Genomic DNA, 16,137 nt, shown 5'->3' on the forward strand with positions numbered 1-16,137 from the left:
GTGCCGGGAGGAACTAGGCGGCCTATTGGTCGCCTTTTTTCTAAGCTACGTTCTTAAAATCGATCTTTGGCGGAAAGACATCATCAAGCGTGCATTTGATTCCGAGCTGATTCAACGCGGCTGTAATTGCACGAGACTCGGCGAGTCCCGCTATGCGTCGTCCAGACTCATAATTACTGATCCGCGTCTGCGTCCAACCCAAAATCAAAACTAGATCTCGCTGCTTGATACCCGCTTTCTCTCGATAATCAGCAATCCTGTTCATAAATACCTCCTGCAACAGGAGCGCAGAATAAACACGATTCGTGATTTTTACAACACGCAAAGTGCGATAAATTTATTTCAATGCGTGGTAAAAAAGGCAAATGAACACACTAGGCTCTCGCATCAAAACACTCAGAAAAGCCAAAGGCATGAGCCAGAAAGATCTGGCTCATGCTTGTGGCTGGGAATCACAATCTCGCATCGGCAACTATGAGAAGGATCAACGCCAGCCGAACCTTCAAGATCTAGGGAAGATTGCCACCGCCTTGAAAACTCCGCTGACAGAGCTGGTTAAAGACGTCGAAGGGCCAGTACCTCACTTAACTGGTGATGCAATGGGGAACATTTTCGACATCAGATTTCCTCCTCGACTCAAGAGCAGTCAGAGTGAAGCGTTAACGTCAGCAGGACGAGCAAAAACAGGGAGCGTTCCGGTGGTTGGAACAGCACAGCTAGGTAATGAAGGATATTTTGAAGCGCTTGATTTTCCTCCAGGCCATGGCGATGGATATTTGAGCATTCACAGCGATGATCCAGATGCATATGGCTTAAAGGTTACCGGCGATAGCATGCTTCCCAGGATCAAAAATGGCGAATATGTGCTTATCGAGCCTAACAAGAATTACTTCAGCGGCGACGAGGTAGTGGTAAGGACTGTAGAAGGCCGTACGATGATTAAGGAATTCATTTACCTGAGAGATGGGATGTATCGCTTGGATAGCGTGAACGCCGAACACCCGCCAATCCATATCGCCGCTAGCGATGTAATTGAGATCCACTTGGTGGGTGGAATTCTCAAGTCTTCACGTTTTTTGCACGCCACGTGACAAAATAATCACATTTCGTGTTGACCTAAAAAACACACTGCGTGATATTTGCCTCACTCTTCCACCACAGAGCGAGGCAAGACCATGCACACCACAGCAACCCTGCACGTCCATCCGGCCGCTGCTGACCCCTTCCGAATCTTCGAGATCCGTCGATTAGCCCGCGAGTGCGGCTGTGCGTTTGTCACCACCAAACCGAAGCTGAAAGCACGCACCACCCCCACCCCATTCGACCCGAACGGCGGAGGGCACGCAGCATGATCAAGTTCAAAATCGACAATCGCACCCTGCAGTTGCTCAATGCCCAGGTCAACCTGACCGAGACCTTCAGCCATGTACTCCGGACATCGCCTAGGCGCGAGTGTCTGGCGTTCCGCCTAAAGGTTGAACGTGGCACCACGGAAAGCACTTTCGTCGTTGAGCTGGGCAGCGAACGCCACACCCTGACACTTCAGAACGACAAGAAGATGCACCTTAAGCTGGCCGACTTCATTGAAGAGATCGCCAATGGCCCGTTCGACGCGAGTAATACAAGCGACCTCGTGCCTCGCCCACACGCCAGCCGCGTATATGCCCGCTTTGAAGTCGAGGATAAGCAGCGAGTATTCGAGCTGGTACGCACTGGTGGCGTGCTCAGCCTAGATATGGGCTTCGACCTTCCCTTGCACGTGGCGCTACATCGCACTCAAACGCGCACAGGAGTCACAGCCATCCTGTGCATCGGCACCAAAAGCCCACGCACCCGCTGTTTCACCGTGTACGGCAATGACGTCGAGATTTACGGCAAAGTCAGCGAATCCATCAACCACCTCGCTGCAGCGGCAACCCCCGCCGCGCACGCGGCATGAGGGCAGAGCCATGGAACGCACCCTTGCCCAAGCCGCAACCCAACTCGGCCTGACCCGCCCCAAGCTCATCGCACGCATGCGGGAAAAAGGTCTGCTCAACGAGCGGAACCTGCCGGCCTATCCCAACCGTGATCGCGACTACCTGCGCATCAAGGATGGCCAGTGGTACCACGACCAGCTCGGCATGCAGTACAGCCAGTCGACCCGGGTGAAACCACCCGGCATCCGCTGGCTAGCCGAACAGTTGGGCATCGTCCTAGCTGCCATACCGGCAGACAACCGTGACGTGGCCTAGGGAATACGCCCGCCAGATCATCGCCATGCGGACACGAGAGGAGCGCAACGCCGCGCTCCTCGAAGTGCCCGAACATCTGCGCGAGCTGACCAAACGCCACTGCCTGAACGCCTGGAATCATCCGGCCAGAAACCAACGCAAGGAGGCCCAACAAAGCCATGAGTAGCACAGCACAAAACCCGCTCCGCCTGCACCCGGCGCCGGAGTCAGCCACCGTCGAACTGCTTTACCGCATCTTCGGCGACGTCCTGATCCCGCTCGACAAAGTGCGCGAGCAGTATTTCCGCAACCTCAACGAGCAATCGTTCGTGGCCGAGATCAGCAGCGGCCGCATCCAGCTTCCCATCACCACGCTGGACACCAGCCGCAAGGCACCGAAGTACGCCCACATCCGCCACGTCGCCTCACTGATCGACATCCGCGCCTACAAGGCCGACGAAGACATGCAGCGACAGCAGGACGACACCAACGAGTAGCACCCACAAAACCGAAGGGCTGCCACCACCAGCCAATGACATCACCAGGAGCACACCACATGACCGCAATTCAGATCTGCGCACTCATCGCCCTAATCGCCCTCGCCGCCCTCCTTGTCTGGGCGGGCTACAGAATGGGTTACAGCGACGGCAAATCAACTGGCATGGAGGAAGGGCAAGAGATCCAGCATGCCGCAAGCGCCAAGAACATTCGCGAATTGAGGGCGTCCCTCCACTTCATCACGGCCGACCGTACCCGCTTGGTGGACTACAGCAAACGTCTGGAGGGAGCGCTGGCGCTCGGTGGCCCTGAACACCTGGCACTGCTGGAAATCGCCGAAAAACTCCGGATTGCAGCAGAAACATTCAGTGCCTTCCGCACAGGTAAAAAGCTGGAGCGCGACACCCGCGTACTACGTGATAAGGCACTCGACATGGCTCAGCAATTGGCTCCTTTCAATGCAGGAGACGCAGCATGACCGAGAACCTTACTCAACCCGGCAACCCCCGCTACACGGCACACGCTTTACCAGCGGCTGACGAACCAACGCGCAACCAAACCTCAGAGGAAAGCGGCATGCAAAAGGACCGGCACAGCACCCATTCCACGACCGCTTTGCTCTGCAAAGAAACCAGCGTCGCCACACTAGAAACAAACAGTCTCTGCTGCGAAGCAGCAGGCATTATTGCCTCTCCTAGCAGCACCACCGAGACGCTTATACCCCACGAAAAGCTGCGCGAGGCAGCCACACCCAATGCAACGCTAATCGCTCAGAATCGCCCGCCCGCGCAGCCTGTTTTGGGGTATACGCACCCTGACAGCAACTCCGAAAGCCCAGGACAAGCAGCCGTTGATGAGATCCAGATCGACGAGCGCATTGAGTTCGAGAAAGAGTTCCCAGTGCCCGAAGGCCTGCAGTACCGCGCCCAGCGGGGCACGTACATCACCACACCAGGCGCGAAGACATCCGACTCGTTTGCACGTGAGCATTACGCGTACAGGTCCGGCTTCGCAGCATGGATGCGCAGAGGATGGACGCACGTCGGGCATGTGCAACGCTTGGAACAAGCCAACGCTGGCCCGCGGGATCAACTCGACTCCACAGCTCAACATCGTCAGCCACGGGGCCACTTCCCTCTGGAGGAAGCATGAACAGCAGTACCCAGCTCCAAATGGCGAGCGAGACGCTATCGGATGATGAGCTGGCAACCATCACCGGGTACAAGACTCCCTCCTTCCAGCGTCAGTGGCTGACCCGTAACGCGTGGGAATACGTACTCACCGGCGCCCAGCGCCCCGTTGTGGGCCGAGTTTACGCCCGCTTAAAGCTTGCCGGGGTAAAGCCGTCAGCATCCAATGCTGTCGCCGAAACCTGGTCCCTTGATCTATCCCGCGTGAGCTAACAATGCGCCAAAAGAAACGAGCAAACCGAGACCTGCCACCAAGGATGATCCGCCGCACCCGAAAAAGGAAGAACGGCCAGATCTGGGTGGGCTACTACTACAACGGCAGAGATGCCGACGGCAATCGTATCGAGATCCCATTGGGCGGGGATCTCGATGATGCCAAGATCGAATGGGCGAGGCTCGACCGCAAAGCTGTACCCAAACCGGCACATCTAATGGGTCGGCTGTTCGACGACTATGAGTCGAAGGTGATCCCAACACTCAAGCCTGGCACTCAAAGCGATTACCAAAAGGGGCTTAAGCAACTCCGGAACGCATTTGAATCGGCACCAATTGAGGCAGTATCACCACAAGTGATAGCTCAGTATCGTGACGCACGCACGGCAAAGGTACGAGCAAACCGGGAGATCGCCCTGCTCTCTACCATGTTCACCTTCGCCCGCGAATGGGGCCTGACGGACAAGGCCAACCCGTGCTTTGGCCTTCGCCGGAACAAAGAGACGCCTCGGGACTTCTACGCCGGCGATATCATCTGGAATGCGGTGTACGAACAAGCCGGGCAAGATCTCAGGGATGCCATGGACCTGGCATATTTGACCGGACAACGCCCGGCCGACGTGCTCAAGGCATCCACCACCGATCTCAATCATGGCTTCCTGATGGTTGGCCAAGGCAAGACAGACAAGCGCTTGCGAATCCGTCTTTACGACGGCGACAAAGAGACCGACCTTTGCGTCTTGATCAATAGCCTACTTGATCGGCGAGCCCAAGCCGGCACTCGAACCTCTATCCTGATCACGAACCAGGCAGGCCTACGCATGAGCTATAACATGTTGCGCAACCGCTGGGACGAAGCCCGGGACAAGGCTGCAACTAAAGCGGCAACCGACGGCGACACCGAGCTGGCCACTACCATCCTTCAATTCCAGTTCAGGGACATACGACCGAAAGCAGCCAGCGAGATTGAAGACATCGTTGATGCCAGCCGGCTACTTGGACACTCTACACAGGAAATGACAAAAAAAGTCTACCGGCGCGTTGGAGAGGTAGTGAAACCAACTAAATAACATCCAAACTAAATGGCCGCCTAGGTTGATAGACGGCCATTTAAAAATTATTAAAAATTACAACTGAATATAAATTGCGATTGGATTAACGACTATTTCATTATCCTTGCGCCCATGAAAATTATCTTCTAATGCTTTCAGTGCAACAGAGCAGTTGTACAATGCATCTTTAAGCTGCTCACTCTCTTTTTTAGGAATTGCGTCACCATCGGGATCCACATTAGCGTCCATGCCAGAGTCACCGCACTGAGTAACAATACCCAGCATTACAAATTCAATTTCTGTAACCCGGGAGTAACTCCGAATCAGAGCCGCCTCGTCAATCTTAAGACAAGACCTATTCAAGTCCGCAGACGCAATGAAGCCACCAATATTCATCCGAACATTGAGACTGTTCTTGAAGTTAAATTCAAGCAATTCAGAAAGATGCTTATGATAAAATTTATCGATAGCTGAATATTCTGTCACTTTAGCAGGATCGCTTAAATCCTTAAGACTATTAATCAACTTGGCTAGCTCAGCCTTGTTAGCCCCCCCCGGAGAGGCCTTGAGTTCATCTATACGTGATGCCAATTCTCCACGAAGCTCATTGGTTCCAATTACACCTAAGGAGCGCATATTTTGCTCCATATACTTTAAGCTTTCGACAACGTCACGAGCATCTGTAAATACGCACTTCGAGGTAAATTGAACCAGCTTACCATTACTAACTTTTTTTCTAACGTCGTCGTAACTAGACTCTCGATCTTCTGCACCAATTACGACGAGTTTTTGCTCATCAAGTAATCGATCTTCAAACAGGGTAAAGGCATAATCATGGAGAAACTTCTTCTCGTAACTTGAAGAAGCGGTTTCAATAATCTCACCCATTTTCCTGCCACTAGCTAATTGACCATTCTGCTGAGTGGAATCCGTCTCACTAGAAGAATTTTTATTTAAGATATAATCTGTAACACCCTGCATCAATTGCGATGACAAGGAGTACATCTTATATTCATCTAGATACACGAAGCTTTTCACGCTTTGACTTCCTTTTCTCGAATTCATCGACATATTTATTTCGGGTATTAATTGCAGACCACAGTGCTACACCGAAACCCGCAACTGCAATTATCGTACCAATAACGGCAATCAATTCGTTCATCCTGCTACCCTCTAGATTGAGCGGCTACTGTCAATCTATCATATACAGCCAGACAAAGCAAAAATGAGACACCAGCAAGTATCATGGATACATACAACAGCATCTTTGTATCGATACCTTTATCGTATTCAGAGATCAATAACAACACATATAGAACAGCATAGACCAACATATAAAGTGCGGACACACCTATGATGACCTGACGCCAATCCGCATCCTCAGGATTGTTATATTTAATTTCGTTAAACAATGAAACCTGCAGCACCAAACCCAAAGCAATGAAATCCGAGGAGCTAACCAGAGACACACGCCCTTCAAGATCGAATCCTCCGACTAGCAGCCTTATGAAAATCGGGATCATCCCGAATAACACCGTGAATACCAGCCATCTCCATTTTAGCCCGCTCAATACACACTCCCTTTTTCACAATTCAGAACAACCTTCGGTAGTCGGCGCTTCCCATCACTAGCCACTTTACACAAAGGCCGGAATCAATGTCACGACAGGCTAACATACCCCCCCAAGGAGCTTCAGCTTCCCATCGGCAGTTACGCAGCAATAAATGAGCTAAACGCCAAGCCTCAAGCAATTAACTATAGGGCCACGCCTGGCTGCGTTATTTGGCCATGCTTGCGGAACACATGCAAAAAGCTGCGGAACACCTCCACTTTTTTACAGACAATAAAAAACCCCGTAGATCATTGATCTACGGGGTTTTTAATAGTGGAGGCCGAGGTCGGAATCGAACCGGCGTAGGTGGATTTGCAATCCACTGCATAACCATTTTGCTACTCGGCCTCAAAGCATTTGCTGTCAGTAGCGAACAACAAACACGTACAAATTGGAGCGGGAAACGAGACTCGAACTCGCGACCCCGACCTTGGCAAGGTCGTGCTCTACCAACTGAGCTATTCCCGCTTGGTGATGCGCATTCTATAGAATTAAGAAGCTTCGTCAACCCCTTGATTCAAAAAAGTTTTATTTCTTTTCAACATCCGTCTTCAGGTGCGGCCAGGCGGCACGAAGGTATTGAATCATCGACCACAGCGTCAAGCCTGCGGACACCAACAGCAAGACGTAACCCAGAATGACCCAGAAGCTGAAGTCCTTGGGATTGGCCAGCAGGATCACCAACGCGAGCATTTGCGCGGCGGTTTTCCATTTGCCCAGGTTCGAAACTGCGACATGAGCGCGAGCACCGAGTTCGGCCATCCACTCACGCAGAGCAGAAACGACAATCTCGCGACCAATGATCACGGCGGCGGGCAGCGTGAGCCACAGATTGCCATGTTCTTGCACCAACAGCACCAGAGCCACCGCGACCATGAGTTTGTCAGCAACCGGATCCAGGAACGCTCCGAACGGAGTGCTTTGTTCCAGGCGGCGGGCCAGGTAACCATCCAGCCAGTCCGTCGCTGCCGCGAAGGCAAACACCGAGGCGGAGGCCATGTAACTCCATTCGTAAGGCAAATAAAACAGCAAAATAAAGATCGGGATAAGCAGGACGCGTAAAACGGTAATCAGATTAGGGATATTCATCGGCACAACTGGCTACGAGGTGAAGGGGCATTCTACTCGCTATGCAGGTTTGCATAAATCGACTCTGCGAGCTTTTTACTGATCCCCGGGGCTTTGGCGATCTCTTCGATGCTTGCACGAGACAGCTCCTGCAATCCACCAAAATGTTTCAATAAGTCGCGACGCCGGGTCGGTCCTACGCCGGCAACGCCTTCCAGGGTTGACGTACGGCGGGTTTTGCCGCGGCGAGCTCGGTGTCCGGTAATTGCGAAACGGTGGGCCTCATCGCGGATCTGCTGAATCAGGTGCAGCGCCGGCGAGTCGCCGCGTAGAGTGAACTCGTGCGCGGCATCATTCAGATACAACGTTTCGAAACCAGCCTTGCGAGTTGCGCCTTTGGCAACACCGAGCAAAATCAGGTCCGGCACGGCCAACTCGTTGAGGACGTCACGGGCCATCGATAACTGGCCTTTACCACCGTCGACCAACAAGATGTCCGGCAGCTTGCCCTCGCCATCCTTGAGTTTGCTGAAGCGTCGCGTCAAGGCCTGGTGCATGGCGGCATAGTCGTCACCCGCCGTGACGCCTTCAATGTTGTAGCGGCGGTAATCCGATTTGATCGCGCCTTCCGGGCCAAAGACCACACAGGAGGCGACCGTTGCCTCACCGCTGGAATGACTGATGTCATAGCACTCCAGGCGCTGCGGAGGCTCATCGAGGTTCAACACTTGCGCCAGCGCTTCAAAACGCGCTGCCGTATGTTGACGATTGGCCAGACGCGCGCCCAACGCCTGCTCTGCGTTGGTAACGGCCAGTTGCTGCCAGCGCGCTCGGGTGCCACGCACCCTGTGGCTGATGGCCAATTCGCGGCCACGCAATCCATGAATCGCCTCGATCAGCGTCGGAAAATCGTCGTGCACCACGTTCACGATCAGCTCGCTCGGCAAATCGCGCTCCGGGCTACTGATGAAGTATTGCCCGAGAAACGCTGCCATCACTTCAGAAACGTCCTCTTCGATCCCCACTTGCGGGAAGAAATTCTTGCTGCCTAACACGCGTCCGCCACGGACACTGATCAAATGCACGCAAGCGCCGCCCGGGTTGACGAAGGCGGCGATGACATCGATATCGCCCGTACCGCCTTCCATGCTCTGCTGATCCTGAACCCGACGCAGCAAAGCGATCTGATCACGCAACTCGGCAGCACGCTCGAATTCAAGATTGATCGCAGCCTCCTCCATCGCCGCAGACAGCTCATTGGTCAGCGCATGACTGCGCCCTTCGAGAAACATTACCGAGTGACGCACGTCCTGAGCATAGACATCAGGCTCAACCAGCCCGACACACGGCGCCTTGCAGCGCTTGATCTGATATTGCAGACACGGCCGGGTGCGGTTCTTGTAGTAGCTGTCTTCACATTGACGAACAAAAAACGTCTTTTGCAGCAAGCTCAGACTTTCGCGTATTGCACCGGCACTCGGATAAGGACCGAAATACTTGCCCTTGGCCTTTTTCGCCCCGCGATGGATGCTCAGACGCGGGAACTGTCCGTCAGACAGAAAGACATAAGGATAGGATTTGTCGTCGCGCAACAGGATGTTGTACGGCGGCCGCCACTCCTTGATCAGGGTCTGCTCAAGCAACAGCGCTTCAGTTTCGTTGGCGGTGATGGTCGTTTCGACCTGAGCAATACGCCCGACCAGCGCAGCCGTTTTTGGCGCCAGACCCGTTTTGCGAAAGTAGCTCGCCAGACGTTTCTTGAGGTTCTTGGCCTTGCCTACGTAGAGCAGACGCGCATCGCTGTCGAACATGCGATAGACGCCCGGGCGCCCACTGACGGTCGACAGGAAGGCGCCGGAATCGAATGTTTCAGTCATGGTCAGAGGCTGGCATCGACCATGCCGTGACGAACCGCCAACAGCGTCAACTCGACATCGCTGCTGATCGAAAGCTTCTCGAAAATGCGATAGCGATAGGTGTTCACGGTTTTCGGCGACAGACACAATTTGTCGGAAATGATCTGTACTTTCTGACAGCCAACAATCATCAACGCAATCTGAATCTCGCGCTCGGACAAGGCGTCGAAAGGCGAATCATTGGACGGCTGAAAGGATTTGATCGCCAATTGCTGTGCAATTTGCGGGCTGATATAGCGCTGGCCGGCAAAAACCAGGCGAATGGCCTGCACCATTTCCGGCAGCCCCGCGCCCTTGGTCAGATAACCCGCAGCGCCGGCCTGCAGCAATCGTGTAGGAAAAGGATCCTCTTCACACACCGTAACCGCGACCACCTTGATGTCAGGATGACTGCGCAGCAGTTTGCGCGTGGCTTCGAGGCCGCCGATGCCAGGCATCTTGACGTCCATCAGAACCACATCGGGCTTCAACTCTCGGGCCTTGATCAGGGATTCTTCCCCGGACTCGGCTTGGCCAACCACCTGCAGACCATCAATATCGGCCAGCATTCGTGTAATGCCTGTACGAACGAGATCATGGTCATCGACCACTAGCACCCTAATCAAGCAGACACCTCGCGATATGGTCTTATTGGGATGCCGGACACCTTAGCAAAAAGTGTCCGACAGACCTAGCGGCAAGCATCATTAAAAAAGTTTCAATTCATCATAGAAGGCTTGCCGGCCGTGGGTTTCAGAGCACAGGTGTACTGATATCCAACTGCATGCGCAGAAAACACTCGTCTTCGCCTTGTACTCGCAGTCCTTTTCTCTGATACAAATTTTTCGCTGGATTATTTTCAAACACCGTCAGGCGCAAAGCCGGACGCTTTTCTTGACGGGCCATGCCAATAACCTGATCAATTGCCCAGGAACCCGCGCCCCTCCCCTGAAAGGCTTCAGCAATTTGCAATTCGCGAATATACAGGGCCCGCGCATCCCGGCTGAGGCTGAAAAATCCTGCAGGTGTATCAGCCACTAATATCAGCCAGTTCTCGCGCCCCGACCAGGCCGCGTCAAACGCTTCGTCCTGCCACAACAGGTCATGGTGAATGTAATAGCGCAGCATGTTCTGACAAGTGAGATTTCGCGAAAACGCCAGGTTCTCTGAAGTCGCACGCCTGAGCTGGAATGTCATTGAGCCTCCGAAATGGCAACGACCTGACCCCGCCATTCACCTGCATCGCGACGGGCAACCACCAGAAGATCACCCGCCCCCGGCGCCGAAACAATCAGCGAACCCTCCTCGGACCAGATCGCGCTTCGCCCTGCTGACTGCCATCCGCCGGTGAGGCCGCCGTGGTTGGCCATCAACACAGCCATCTTGTGTTGCCTGGCATAACCCGCAAGCAGCGCGGTGTCTGCTACATAACCTTTCTCACTGATCAAGACACCCGCAGCGTAAAGATTCGCGCCTCGATCAGCGGCCGCTGCGGCATGACTGGCATGAGAGAAGTCGGCGCAGACCGCCAGCGCAACCGTATCCTTGCCAATGCTCAAGGCCGGCCCTCCGTGGCCGGGAACGAAGACAATCTCCTCACCCGAGTGCAGATGTTGTTTGCTGTACACCTCAAGCGAGCCATCGGCACCCAGGACCAGCGCACCGATCAATACCGCCGAACGCCCTTCCAGCCGTATTGGCATACCGACGACAGTCGTGATGCCGAGCTTTCGGGCCAAATACCGTAACGGCTCGAGCACAGAGCCTTGCGGGTCAATGGCCAACGCAGCCGCTTTTTCCCCTTCATAGCCGGTCAGCGATAATTCAGGGCACACCAGCAATTCGACGCCCTGCTGCGCCGCGGCCTCGATAAAACGCCTGTGACGGGCAATGTTTGCGCCAAGATCCCCCTTTATCGACGTTATCTGGGCGGCAGCAATGGTGAGTGTCGACATGGTTCGTCATTCTTCCTTGGTCATCAGGCGAAACGCGGAGTGTGTCACAACCCTTGCAGCACTCAAGCGATAGGCGTTTTGTGAGTGATGCGATAGCATTTTCTGATTGATATGGCGTATCGGCCTCTAGTAAGCTCGGCGCATTCATCGGAGACAAACCATGTTCAACGCCCTCTTACAGCTTCGTACCGCCAGCGCCCTGCGCTCGGTTGTGGCTGCCCAGGCGAAAGACGTTTGCGCTTCGGTCAGCTTTTATTTTGGGTATTGGTTTAGCCACTGGCGCGCCTGATACCCACCGGCGCCCATGAAAACGGGTCGCCTACCAGAGATTTCTCAACCCCCGGTCGGCTCCCCGACCGGGGGTTTTGTTTTTTCAGGCCCAAACTTTTTCAGCAACGCACCAGACACTTTGAGGATTCACGAAATGAACTACGCCACTTATTACCGTTACGACAGCTTTAGCGCCTGGCGATTTACCAGCCTCCGCTCGGGACAGCCTGCCGCCTCCGATCGGTCACCAACAGGTGGCAAACACGCACACGTAGCCAATCCGGCCAATTGTCGAACACCCCAGTAGGGCCGAGCGAGCGGGAAGAACCGCCGCCAGCCCAGGAAGAACACATATGAACTCGTCCGTTTCTGCTCTGCCACTGTCACTCGATTCTGCCAACGAAGCGCTGACGCTGCGCCTGCCCAGTTCGTTGCAACTCAAACAGCAATTGCCCCTGAGCAATGCCTTGAGCCGACAGGTCGCCGCCCACCGCCAGGCGGTTCGCGCGATCCTCAATGGTAAAGACCAGCGCCTGTTGGTCATCGTAGGCCCCTGCTCTATCCACGACCCTGAGTCCGCCATTGAATATGCGGGCAAACTCGCCCGACTGGCTGAAGATGTCAGCGACGAGATGCTGCTGGTGATGCGTGCGTACGTCGAGAAGCCGCGCACTACTGTCGGCTGGAAAGGCCTGGCTTACGATCCGCACCTGGATGGCAGTGACGACATGGCCGGCGGCCTGACGATGTCCCGCACACTGATGCTGGAAATGATCAGCCTCGGCTTGCCCGTAGCGACCGAACTGTTACAGCCCATGGCGGCAGGATACTTCGACGACCTGCTCGGTTGGGTTGCCATTGGCGCACGAACGACGGAATCACAAATCCATCGCGAGATGGCCAGCGGCTTGAGCATGCCGGTAGGCTTCAAGAATGGCACCGACGGTGGCGCAGCCGTTGCTGTGGATGCCATGCGCTCGGCAGCCCATCCACATCGCCACTTTGGGGTCGACAGCCAGGGGCATCCGGCGATTATTCAGACGCCCGGCAACCCGGATACCCATTTGGTGTTACGCGGTGGCCATCAGGGGCCTAACTACGATCGCGATAGCGTGGCAAGCATTCACGCCGACCTGAAACGTTTGAATATTCCGAGCCGGATCATGATCGATTGCAGTCACGCCAACAGTGGCAAGGATCCGCTGCGTCAACCAGCCGTCTTCAACGAAGTACTTGAACAACGCTTGCACGGCGATCGCTCCCTGATCGGTATGATGCTGGAGTCTCATCTGTTCGAAGGCTGTCAGCCGCTGAGTGGATCGCTGCGCTACGGCGTTTCGATCACCGATGGCTGCCTCGGTTTCAGCGCCACGGAACGATTGCTGCTTGATGCCGCTCGGCGTCTTGGCGCCAAAGCCAGAGCGTGATTGCAAACCTGCCCTGCGGCTCATTCAAAGCCGGAGGGCAGGCCGTGTTGCAGTTATGTTTCTACGCGCACCAGTGTCGCCACCGACTCATGACTGACATCGTCCAGCCGCTCGACCGAATAGGCAACCCGTACAGTCGAGCCAAGATGCTCTCGCCAGAAACGATGCGGCACGATGAAAATCAGCGGTTTGCCAGCGGTTTCCCGAGTGATTTCACGGTCATCCCGATGATTGAAAAAATCACCATCGCACTTGAGGTAGACCAACTCACCCTCTTGTGTCCGGGCATTGCCAATCACCACGGTGACACCGTCAATTGAATCTGCCATCGACAGCACCCCGTCATCAGCCTCAAGCACGTCGGGCGCATCCAGGTCGCCATGCACGAACGGGGTGATGAGAACTCTTGCAGGCTCCGATTCGCGCATCGCGCCACTCGCTTGCTCGACTCGATAGCGCACCGTCACTTCGCCACCGAGATGAGCTGCGATGTATTCAGGAGCAACCCAGAATGACAGGATGTCTGCGACAGCGAAGGCTTCGACCTTCAGTCGATCCTTGAACGACAGCGGTGATGCGTCTCCAGACCACATCAACGTGACCTGATCGCCTGCGGCCATCCGTGCGTAAGGCTGGAGACTGATGAGCGCGCCTTCCATTGCGCGCGCCGGATCCAGCGCTCCACCAACAACGCCAGCGATACAGGGAGCCAGCAACTGCGGTCGCGCATCCCCTACGGTCAACTGCAAACGGGCAGAAGATGCAGGTTCAGACAGACCTGCGCTGACAAGTGTCCAGTAGACCTCCAGCGAACCGCCATCCAGCGCTGCGATGTGCAGACCTTTGACAACGAAAATGACGTCTTTGCCTACCTGGGCTTCGCTGACAAAGCGAACCATTTCATGTTGATAAACAAAGCCCTCGATATCCAGACCGTCCCAGCTCAACAGCAACTGATCCCCATTCGCCATGTTTGCATAAGGTGCGATACGTACGACGACTTCGCTCAGCGAAGGATCGAGCACGGCCCCCTCCAGAGAATCGAGCATTGCTGCAGGCAACAGTTCATTGGTCGTACCGGGACTGGCGTGGTGACGCATCCGGTAGCAAAACTCGATTTCATGAGTGTTCATTCGTAGCTCCATTCCTTGGATATAACGCTGCCTTCATTGACGGCGTCGACAGCCAACATTGAACGCGATTGCTCATCCCGTCGCTATCAGCCCAATACGTCGCAGCCATAGAGCAAAAGCCGCAACTGCGGTAGGCAAGTAACGCAAAATCAACTTCTGTCAGGCGGAAGACGGCCAGAACTTCCGATTTGGATTTCATAAACATCCGAAACTTCGTACGCCCTCTAGTCCAGATTCAACGGCCTAGTGAAGCCTCTTCGTACTTCTTCAACGAGTTGTGTGTTTTAGAGTGGCCCACAGATTTCCCGACAAACTTCTGAGAAAAGGTAAGAACATGCAACGGAATGCTACAACTCGTTATCCCATCCTGTTGGTGCACGGCCTGTTCGGGTTCGAACGTATCGGCCATTTCGAGCTGTTTCATGACGTCAAGGACGCTCTGAAAACGGCTAACAACCGAGTGTTCGTTCCGCACCTCTCCGCCACCCACAACAACGAAGTGAGGGGTGAGCAACTGCTCGCCCAGATTGATCGTGTCCGGCGAGGCACAGGCGCCAGTAAAGTCAACCTCATAGGGCATAGCCAGGGAGCATTGGCTGCTCGATACGCTGCGGCGCTCGCGCCACACGCGGTAGCCTCGGTGACTTCGGTCAGCGGCCCGAACCACGGATCGGAGCTGGCTGATTTCCTGCGCAAGGCACTGATTCCAGGTCGGCTGCCGGAGGCCGTCGCACAGAATGTGGCGACACTGTTTGCCGACTTTCTCTCGATGCTCAGCGGCAATATCACGCTGCCGCAGAGCGCGTTGGCGGCGCTAAAGGCGCTCACAACCGAAGGTGTGGGCGACTTCAACGACAAGTTTCCGCAGGGACTGCCCACCACTTGGGGCGGGCACGGTCCGGCCCAGGTCAATGGTGTGCACTATTACTCTTGGAGCGGCGTCCTGCCGGCAGCCGGCCTGCCAACTCTCGACCCGGTTCAAGGCGTTTGCCGGGCGCTGTCACAATATTTCATAACTGAAGGGGAACAGAATGACGGCTTCGTCGGGCGTTTCAGCTCTCACCTGGGCCAGGTCATCCGTTCCGACTATCCTCTGGATCACTTGGCCAGCCTGCGCCGCCCGGCCGTGGCCGTCATCGTGCCGCCAGACCCGATTGAACTTTACGTTGAACATGCCTCACGCCTGCAAGCGGCGAATCTGTAATCAAACTGCAGACGACCGAACGGAACTTTGCCGAGAATTCGCTCACTGAATCCGGTAGGCTCCACACTTTACTGAAATAGATTGGAGAGTTTTCTCATGGCTAAAGCCACTGCCCGCCACATCCTGGTTTCCGATGAAGCCAAGTGCAACGAACTCAAGGCCCAGATCGAAGGCGGCGCCGATTTCGCCGAAGTCGCCAAAGTCAATTCCACTTGCCCGTCCAGGCGTCAAGGCGGCGATCTGGGATCGTTCGGTCCAGGCCAGATGGTCAAGGAATTCGACACCGTGGTATTCAGCGCGCCGATCAACACTGTGCAAGGCCCAGTGAAAACCCAGTTCGGTTATCACCTGCTGGAAGTCACCAGCCGTCAGGACTGATCCGTCGCCTGATGGTTGTTCAACGGCC

22 protein-coding genes and 2 tRNA genes are annotated in these 16,137 nt (G+C 54.9%); 13 read left to right on the forward strand and 11 right to left on the reverse strand.

Features of this window, described 5'->3' with window-relative positions; translation table 11 throughout:
- Positions 1-40: 40 nt before the first annotated feature.
- The gene (locus tag ACIOWA_RS03840; protein ID WP_315448093.1) at positions 41-265 is read right to left on the reverse strand and encodes a helix-turn-helix transcriptional regulator; all 225 of its coding nucleotides are present in this window, start codon (positions 263-265) and stop codon (positions 41-43) included.
- Between the two features lie 100 nt (positions 266-365).
- Between ACIOWA_RS03840 and ACIOWA_RS03845 the strand changes: the two genes are divergently transcribed.
- From ACIOWA_RS03845 to ACIOWA_RS03885, 9 genes are all read left to right on the forward strand, one after another.
- Positions 366-1,091 carry an XRE family transcriptional regulator gene (locus ACIOWA_RS03845; RefSeq protein ID WP_401158314.1) on the forward strand — a complete coding sequence of 242 codons (726 nt, stop codon included), beginning with the start codon at positions 366-368 and terminating at the stop codon, positions 1,089-1,091.
- Between the two features lie 257 nt (positions 1,092-1,348).
- Positions 1,349-1,939: a hypothetical protein gene (locus ACIOWA_RS03850; protein ID WP_315448097.1), complete on the forward strand. Its 591-nt coding sequence runs from the start codon at positions 1,349-1,351 to the stop codon at positions 1,937-1,939.
- 10 nt (positions 1,940-1,949) lie between these two features.
- The gene (locus ACIOWA_RS03855; protein ID WP_315448099.1) at positions 1,950-2,234 is read left to right on the forward strand and encodes a phage antirepressor KilAC domain-containing protein; all 285 of its coding nucleotides are present in this window, start codon (positions 1,950-1,952) and stop codon (positions 2,232-2,234) included.
- Between the two features lie 25 nt (positions 2,235-2,259).
- A complete protein-coding gene (locus ACIOWA_RS03860) occupies positions 2,260-2,400 on the forward strand; it encodes a hypothetical protein (protein WP_401158318.1) in 141 nt (46 codons plus the stop codon).
- Complete coding sequence (locus ACIOWA_RS03865; RefSeq protein WP_315448101.1) at positions 2,393-2,710, forward strand: pyocin activator PrtN family protein; 318 nt, start codon at positions 2,393-2,395, stop codon at positions 2,708-2,710. Before ACIOWA_RS03860 ends, ACIOWA_RS03865 begins: the two co-directional genes overlap by 8 nt.
- A 59-nt stretch (positions 2,711-2,769) precedes the next feature.
- A complete protein-coding gene (locus ACIOWA_RS03870) occupies positions 2,770-3,189 on the forward strand; it encodes a hypothetical protein (RefSeq protein WP_401158320.1) in 420 nt (139 codons plus the stop codon).
- Positions 3,186-3,863, forward strand: coding sequence for a hypothetical protein (locus ACIOWA_RS03875; RefSeq protein ID WP_401158322.1), 678 nt, complete (start codon positions 3,186-3,188; stop codon positions 3,861-3,863). The genes ACIOWA_RS03870 and ACIOWA_RS03875 overlap by 4 nt, the downstream gene beginning before the upstream one ends.
- Positions 3,860-4,114 carry a DUF4224 domain-containing protein gene (locus ACIOWA_RS03880; protein ID WP_315448107.1) on the forward strand — a complete coding sequence of 85 codons (255 nt, stop codon included), beginning with the start codon at positions 3,860-3,862 and terminating at the stop codon, positions 4,112-4,114. The genes ACIOWA_RS03875 and ACIOWA_RS03880 overlap by 4 nt, the downstream gene beginning before the upstream one ends.
- 2 nt (positions 4,115-4,116) lie before the next feature.
- Positions 4,117-5,184: a tyrosine-type recombinase/integrase gene (locus ACIOWA_RS03885; RefSeq protein WP_401158324.1), complete on the forward strand. Its 1,068-nt coding sequence runs from the start codon at positions 4,117-4,119 to the stop codon at positions 5,182-5,184.
- A 57-nt stretch (positions 5,185-5,241) separates the two neighbouring features.
- Here the strand turns inward: ACIOWA_RS03885 and ACIOWA_RS03890 are convergent, their stop codons facing one another.
- The 9 genes from ACIOWA_RS03890 to ACIOWA_RS03930 form a co-directional block, all read right to left on the reverse strand.
- Positions 5,242-6,204, reverse strand: a complete 963-nt coding sequence (locus ACIOWA_RS03890; RefSeq protein ID WP_315448110.1) for a hypothetical protein — start codon at positions 6,202-6,204, stop codon at positions 5,242-5,244.
- 128 nt (positions 6,205-6,332) lie between these two features.
- Positions 6,333-6,737: a hypothetical protein gene (locus tag ACIOWA_RS03895; protein ID WP_315448112.1), complete on the reverse strand. Its 405-nt coding sequence runs from the start codon at positions 6,735-6,737 to the stop codon at positions 6,333-6,335.
- 316 nt (positions 6,738-7,053) lie between these two features.
- Positions 7,054-7,127 (reverse strand) — tRNA-Cys (locus tag ACIOWA_RS03900).
- 44 nt (positions 7,128-7,171) lie between these two features.
- Positions 7,172-7,247 (reverse strand) — tRNA-Gly (locus tag ACIOWA_RS03905).
- 60 nt (positions 7,248-7,307) lie between these two features.
- On the reverse strand, positions 7,308-7,868 hold the full coding sequence (gene pgsA / locus ACIOWA_RS03910; RefSeq protein WP_221729659.1) for a CDP-diacylglycerol--glycerol-3-phosphate 3-phosphatidyltransferase: 561 nt from the start codon (positions 7,866-7,868) through the stop codon (positions 7,308-7,310).
- 32 nt (positions 7,869-7,900) lie between these two features.
- Positions 7,901-9,724 carry an excinuclease ABC subunit UvrC gene (gene uvrC, locus ACIOWA_RS03915; RefSeq protein WP_339495979.1) on the reverse strand — a complete coding sequence of 608 codons (1,824 nt, stop codon included), beginning with the start codon at positions 9,722-9,724 and terminating at the stop codon, positions 7,901-7,903.
- A 2-nt stretch (positions 9,725-9,726) separates the two neighbouring features.
- Positions 9,727-10,368 carry a UvrY/SirA/GacA family response regulator transcription factor gene (uvrY, locus tag ACIOWA_RS03920; protein ID WP_016984198.1) on the reverse strand — a complete coding sequence of 214 codons (642 nt, stop codon included), beginning with the start codon at positions 10,366-10,368 and terminating at the stop codon, positions 9,727-9,729.
- A gap of 127 nt (positions 10,369-10,495) precedes the next feature.
- Entirely contained in the window at positions 10,496-10,939 is a 444-nt protein-coding gene (locus ACIOWA_RS03925) for a GNAT family N-acetyltransferase (RefSeq protein ID WP_401158327.1), read from the reverse strand.
- On the reverse strand, positions 10,936-11,697 hold the full coding sequence (locus ACIOWA_RS03930) for a carbon-nitrogen hydrolase family protein (protein ID WP_401158328.1): 762 nt from the start codon (positions 11,695-11,697) through the stop codon (positions 10,936-10,938). Before ACIOWA_RS03930 ends, ACIOWA_RS03925 begins: the two co-directional genes overlap by 4 nt.
- Before the next feature lie 160 nt (positions 11,698-11,857).
- On the opposite strand from ACIOWA_RS03930, the gene ACIOWA_RS03935 reads away from it, so the two are divergent.
- Both ACIOWA_RS03935 and ACIOWA_RS03940 read left to right on the forward strand, forming a co-directional pair.
- Positions 11,858-11,986 (forward strand): hypothetical protein, encoded by a 129-nt coding sequence (locus ACIOWA_RS03935; protein WP_339495980.1) that lies wholly within the window; start codon positions 11,858-11,860, stop codon positions 11,984-11,986.
- A gap of 334 nt (positions 11,987-12,320) precedes the next feature.
- Positions 12,321-13,394: a 3-deoxy-7-phosphoheptulonate synthase gene (locus tag ACIOWA_RS03940; protein ID WP_339433155.1), complete on the forward strand. Its 1,074-nt coding sequence runs from the start codon at positions 12,321-12,323 to the stop codon at positions 13,392-13,394.
- A 53-nt stretch (positions 13,395-13,447) separates the two neighbouring features.
- Here the strand turns inward: ACIOWA_RS03940 and ACIOWA_RS03945 are convergent, their stop codons facing one another.
- Complete coding sequence (locus tag ACIOWA_RS03945; protein WP_339433154.1) at positions 13,448-14,527, reverse strand: hypothetical protein; 1,080 nt, start codon at positions 14,525-14,527, stop codon at positions 13,448-13,450.
- A gap of 334 nt (positions 14,528-14,861) precedes the next feature.
- Here ACIOWA_RS03945 and ACIOWA_RS03950 point away from each other — a divergent pair, with 334 nt between their 5' ends.
- Both ACIOWA_RS03950 and ACIOWA_RS03955 read left to right on the forward strand, forming a co-directional pair.
- Positions 14,862-15,731 carry a triacylglycerol lipase gene (locus tag ACIOWA_RS03950; protein ID WP_339433153.1) on the forward strand — a complete coding sequence of 290 codons (870 nt, stop codon included), beginning with the start codon at positions 14,862-14,864 and terminating at the stop codon, positions 15,729-15,731.
- Positions 15,732-15,827: 96 nt separating this feature from the next.
- Entirely contained in the window at positions 15,828-16,109 is a 282-nt protein-coding gene (locus tag ACIOWA_RS03955; RefSeq protein WP_401158331.1) for a peptidylprolyl isomerase, read from the forward strand.
- Positions 16,110-16,137 lie beyond the last annotated feature (28 nt).

Source organism: Pseudomonas sp. NPDC087614, from assembly GCF_044743485.1.
Taxonomy (GTDB): domain Bacteria; phylum Pseudomonadota; class Gammaproteobacteria; order Pseudomonadales; family Pseudomonadaceae; genus Aquipseudomonas; species Aquipseudomonas baetica_A.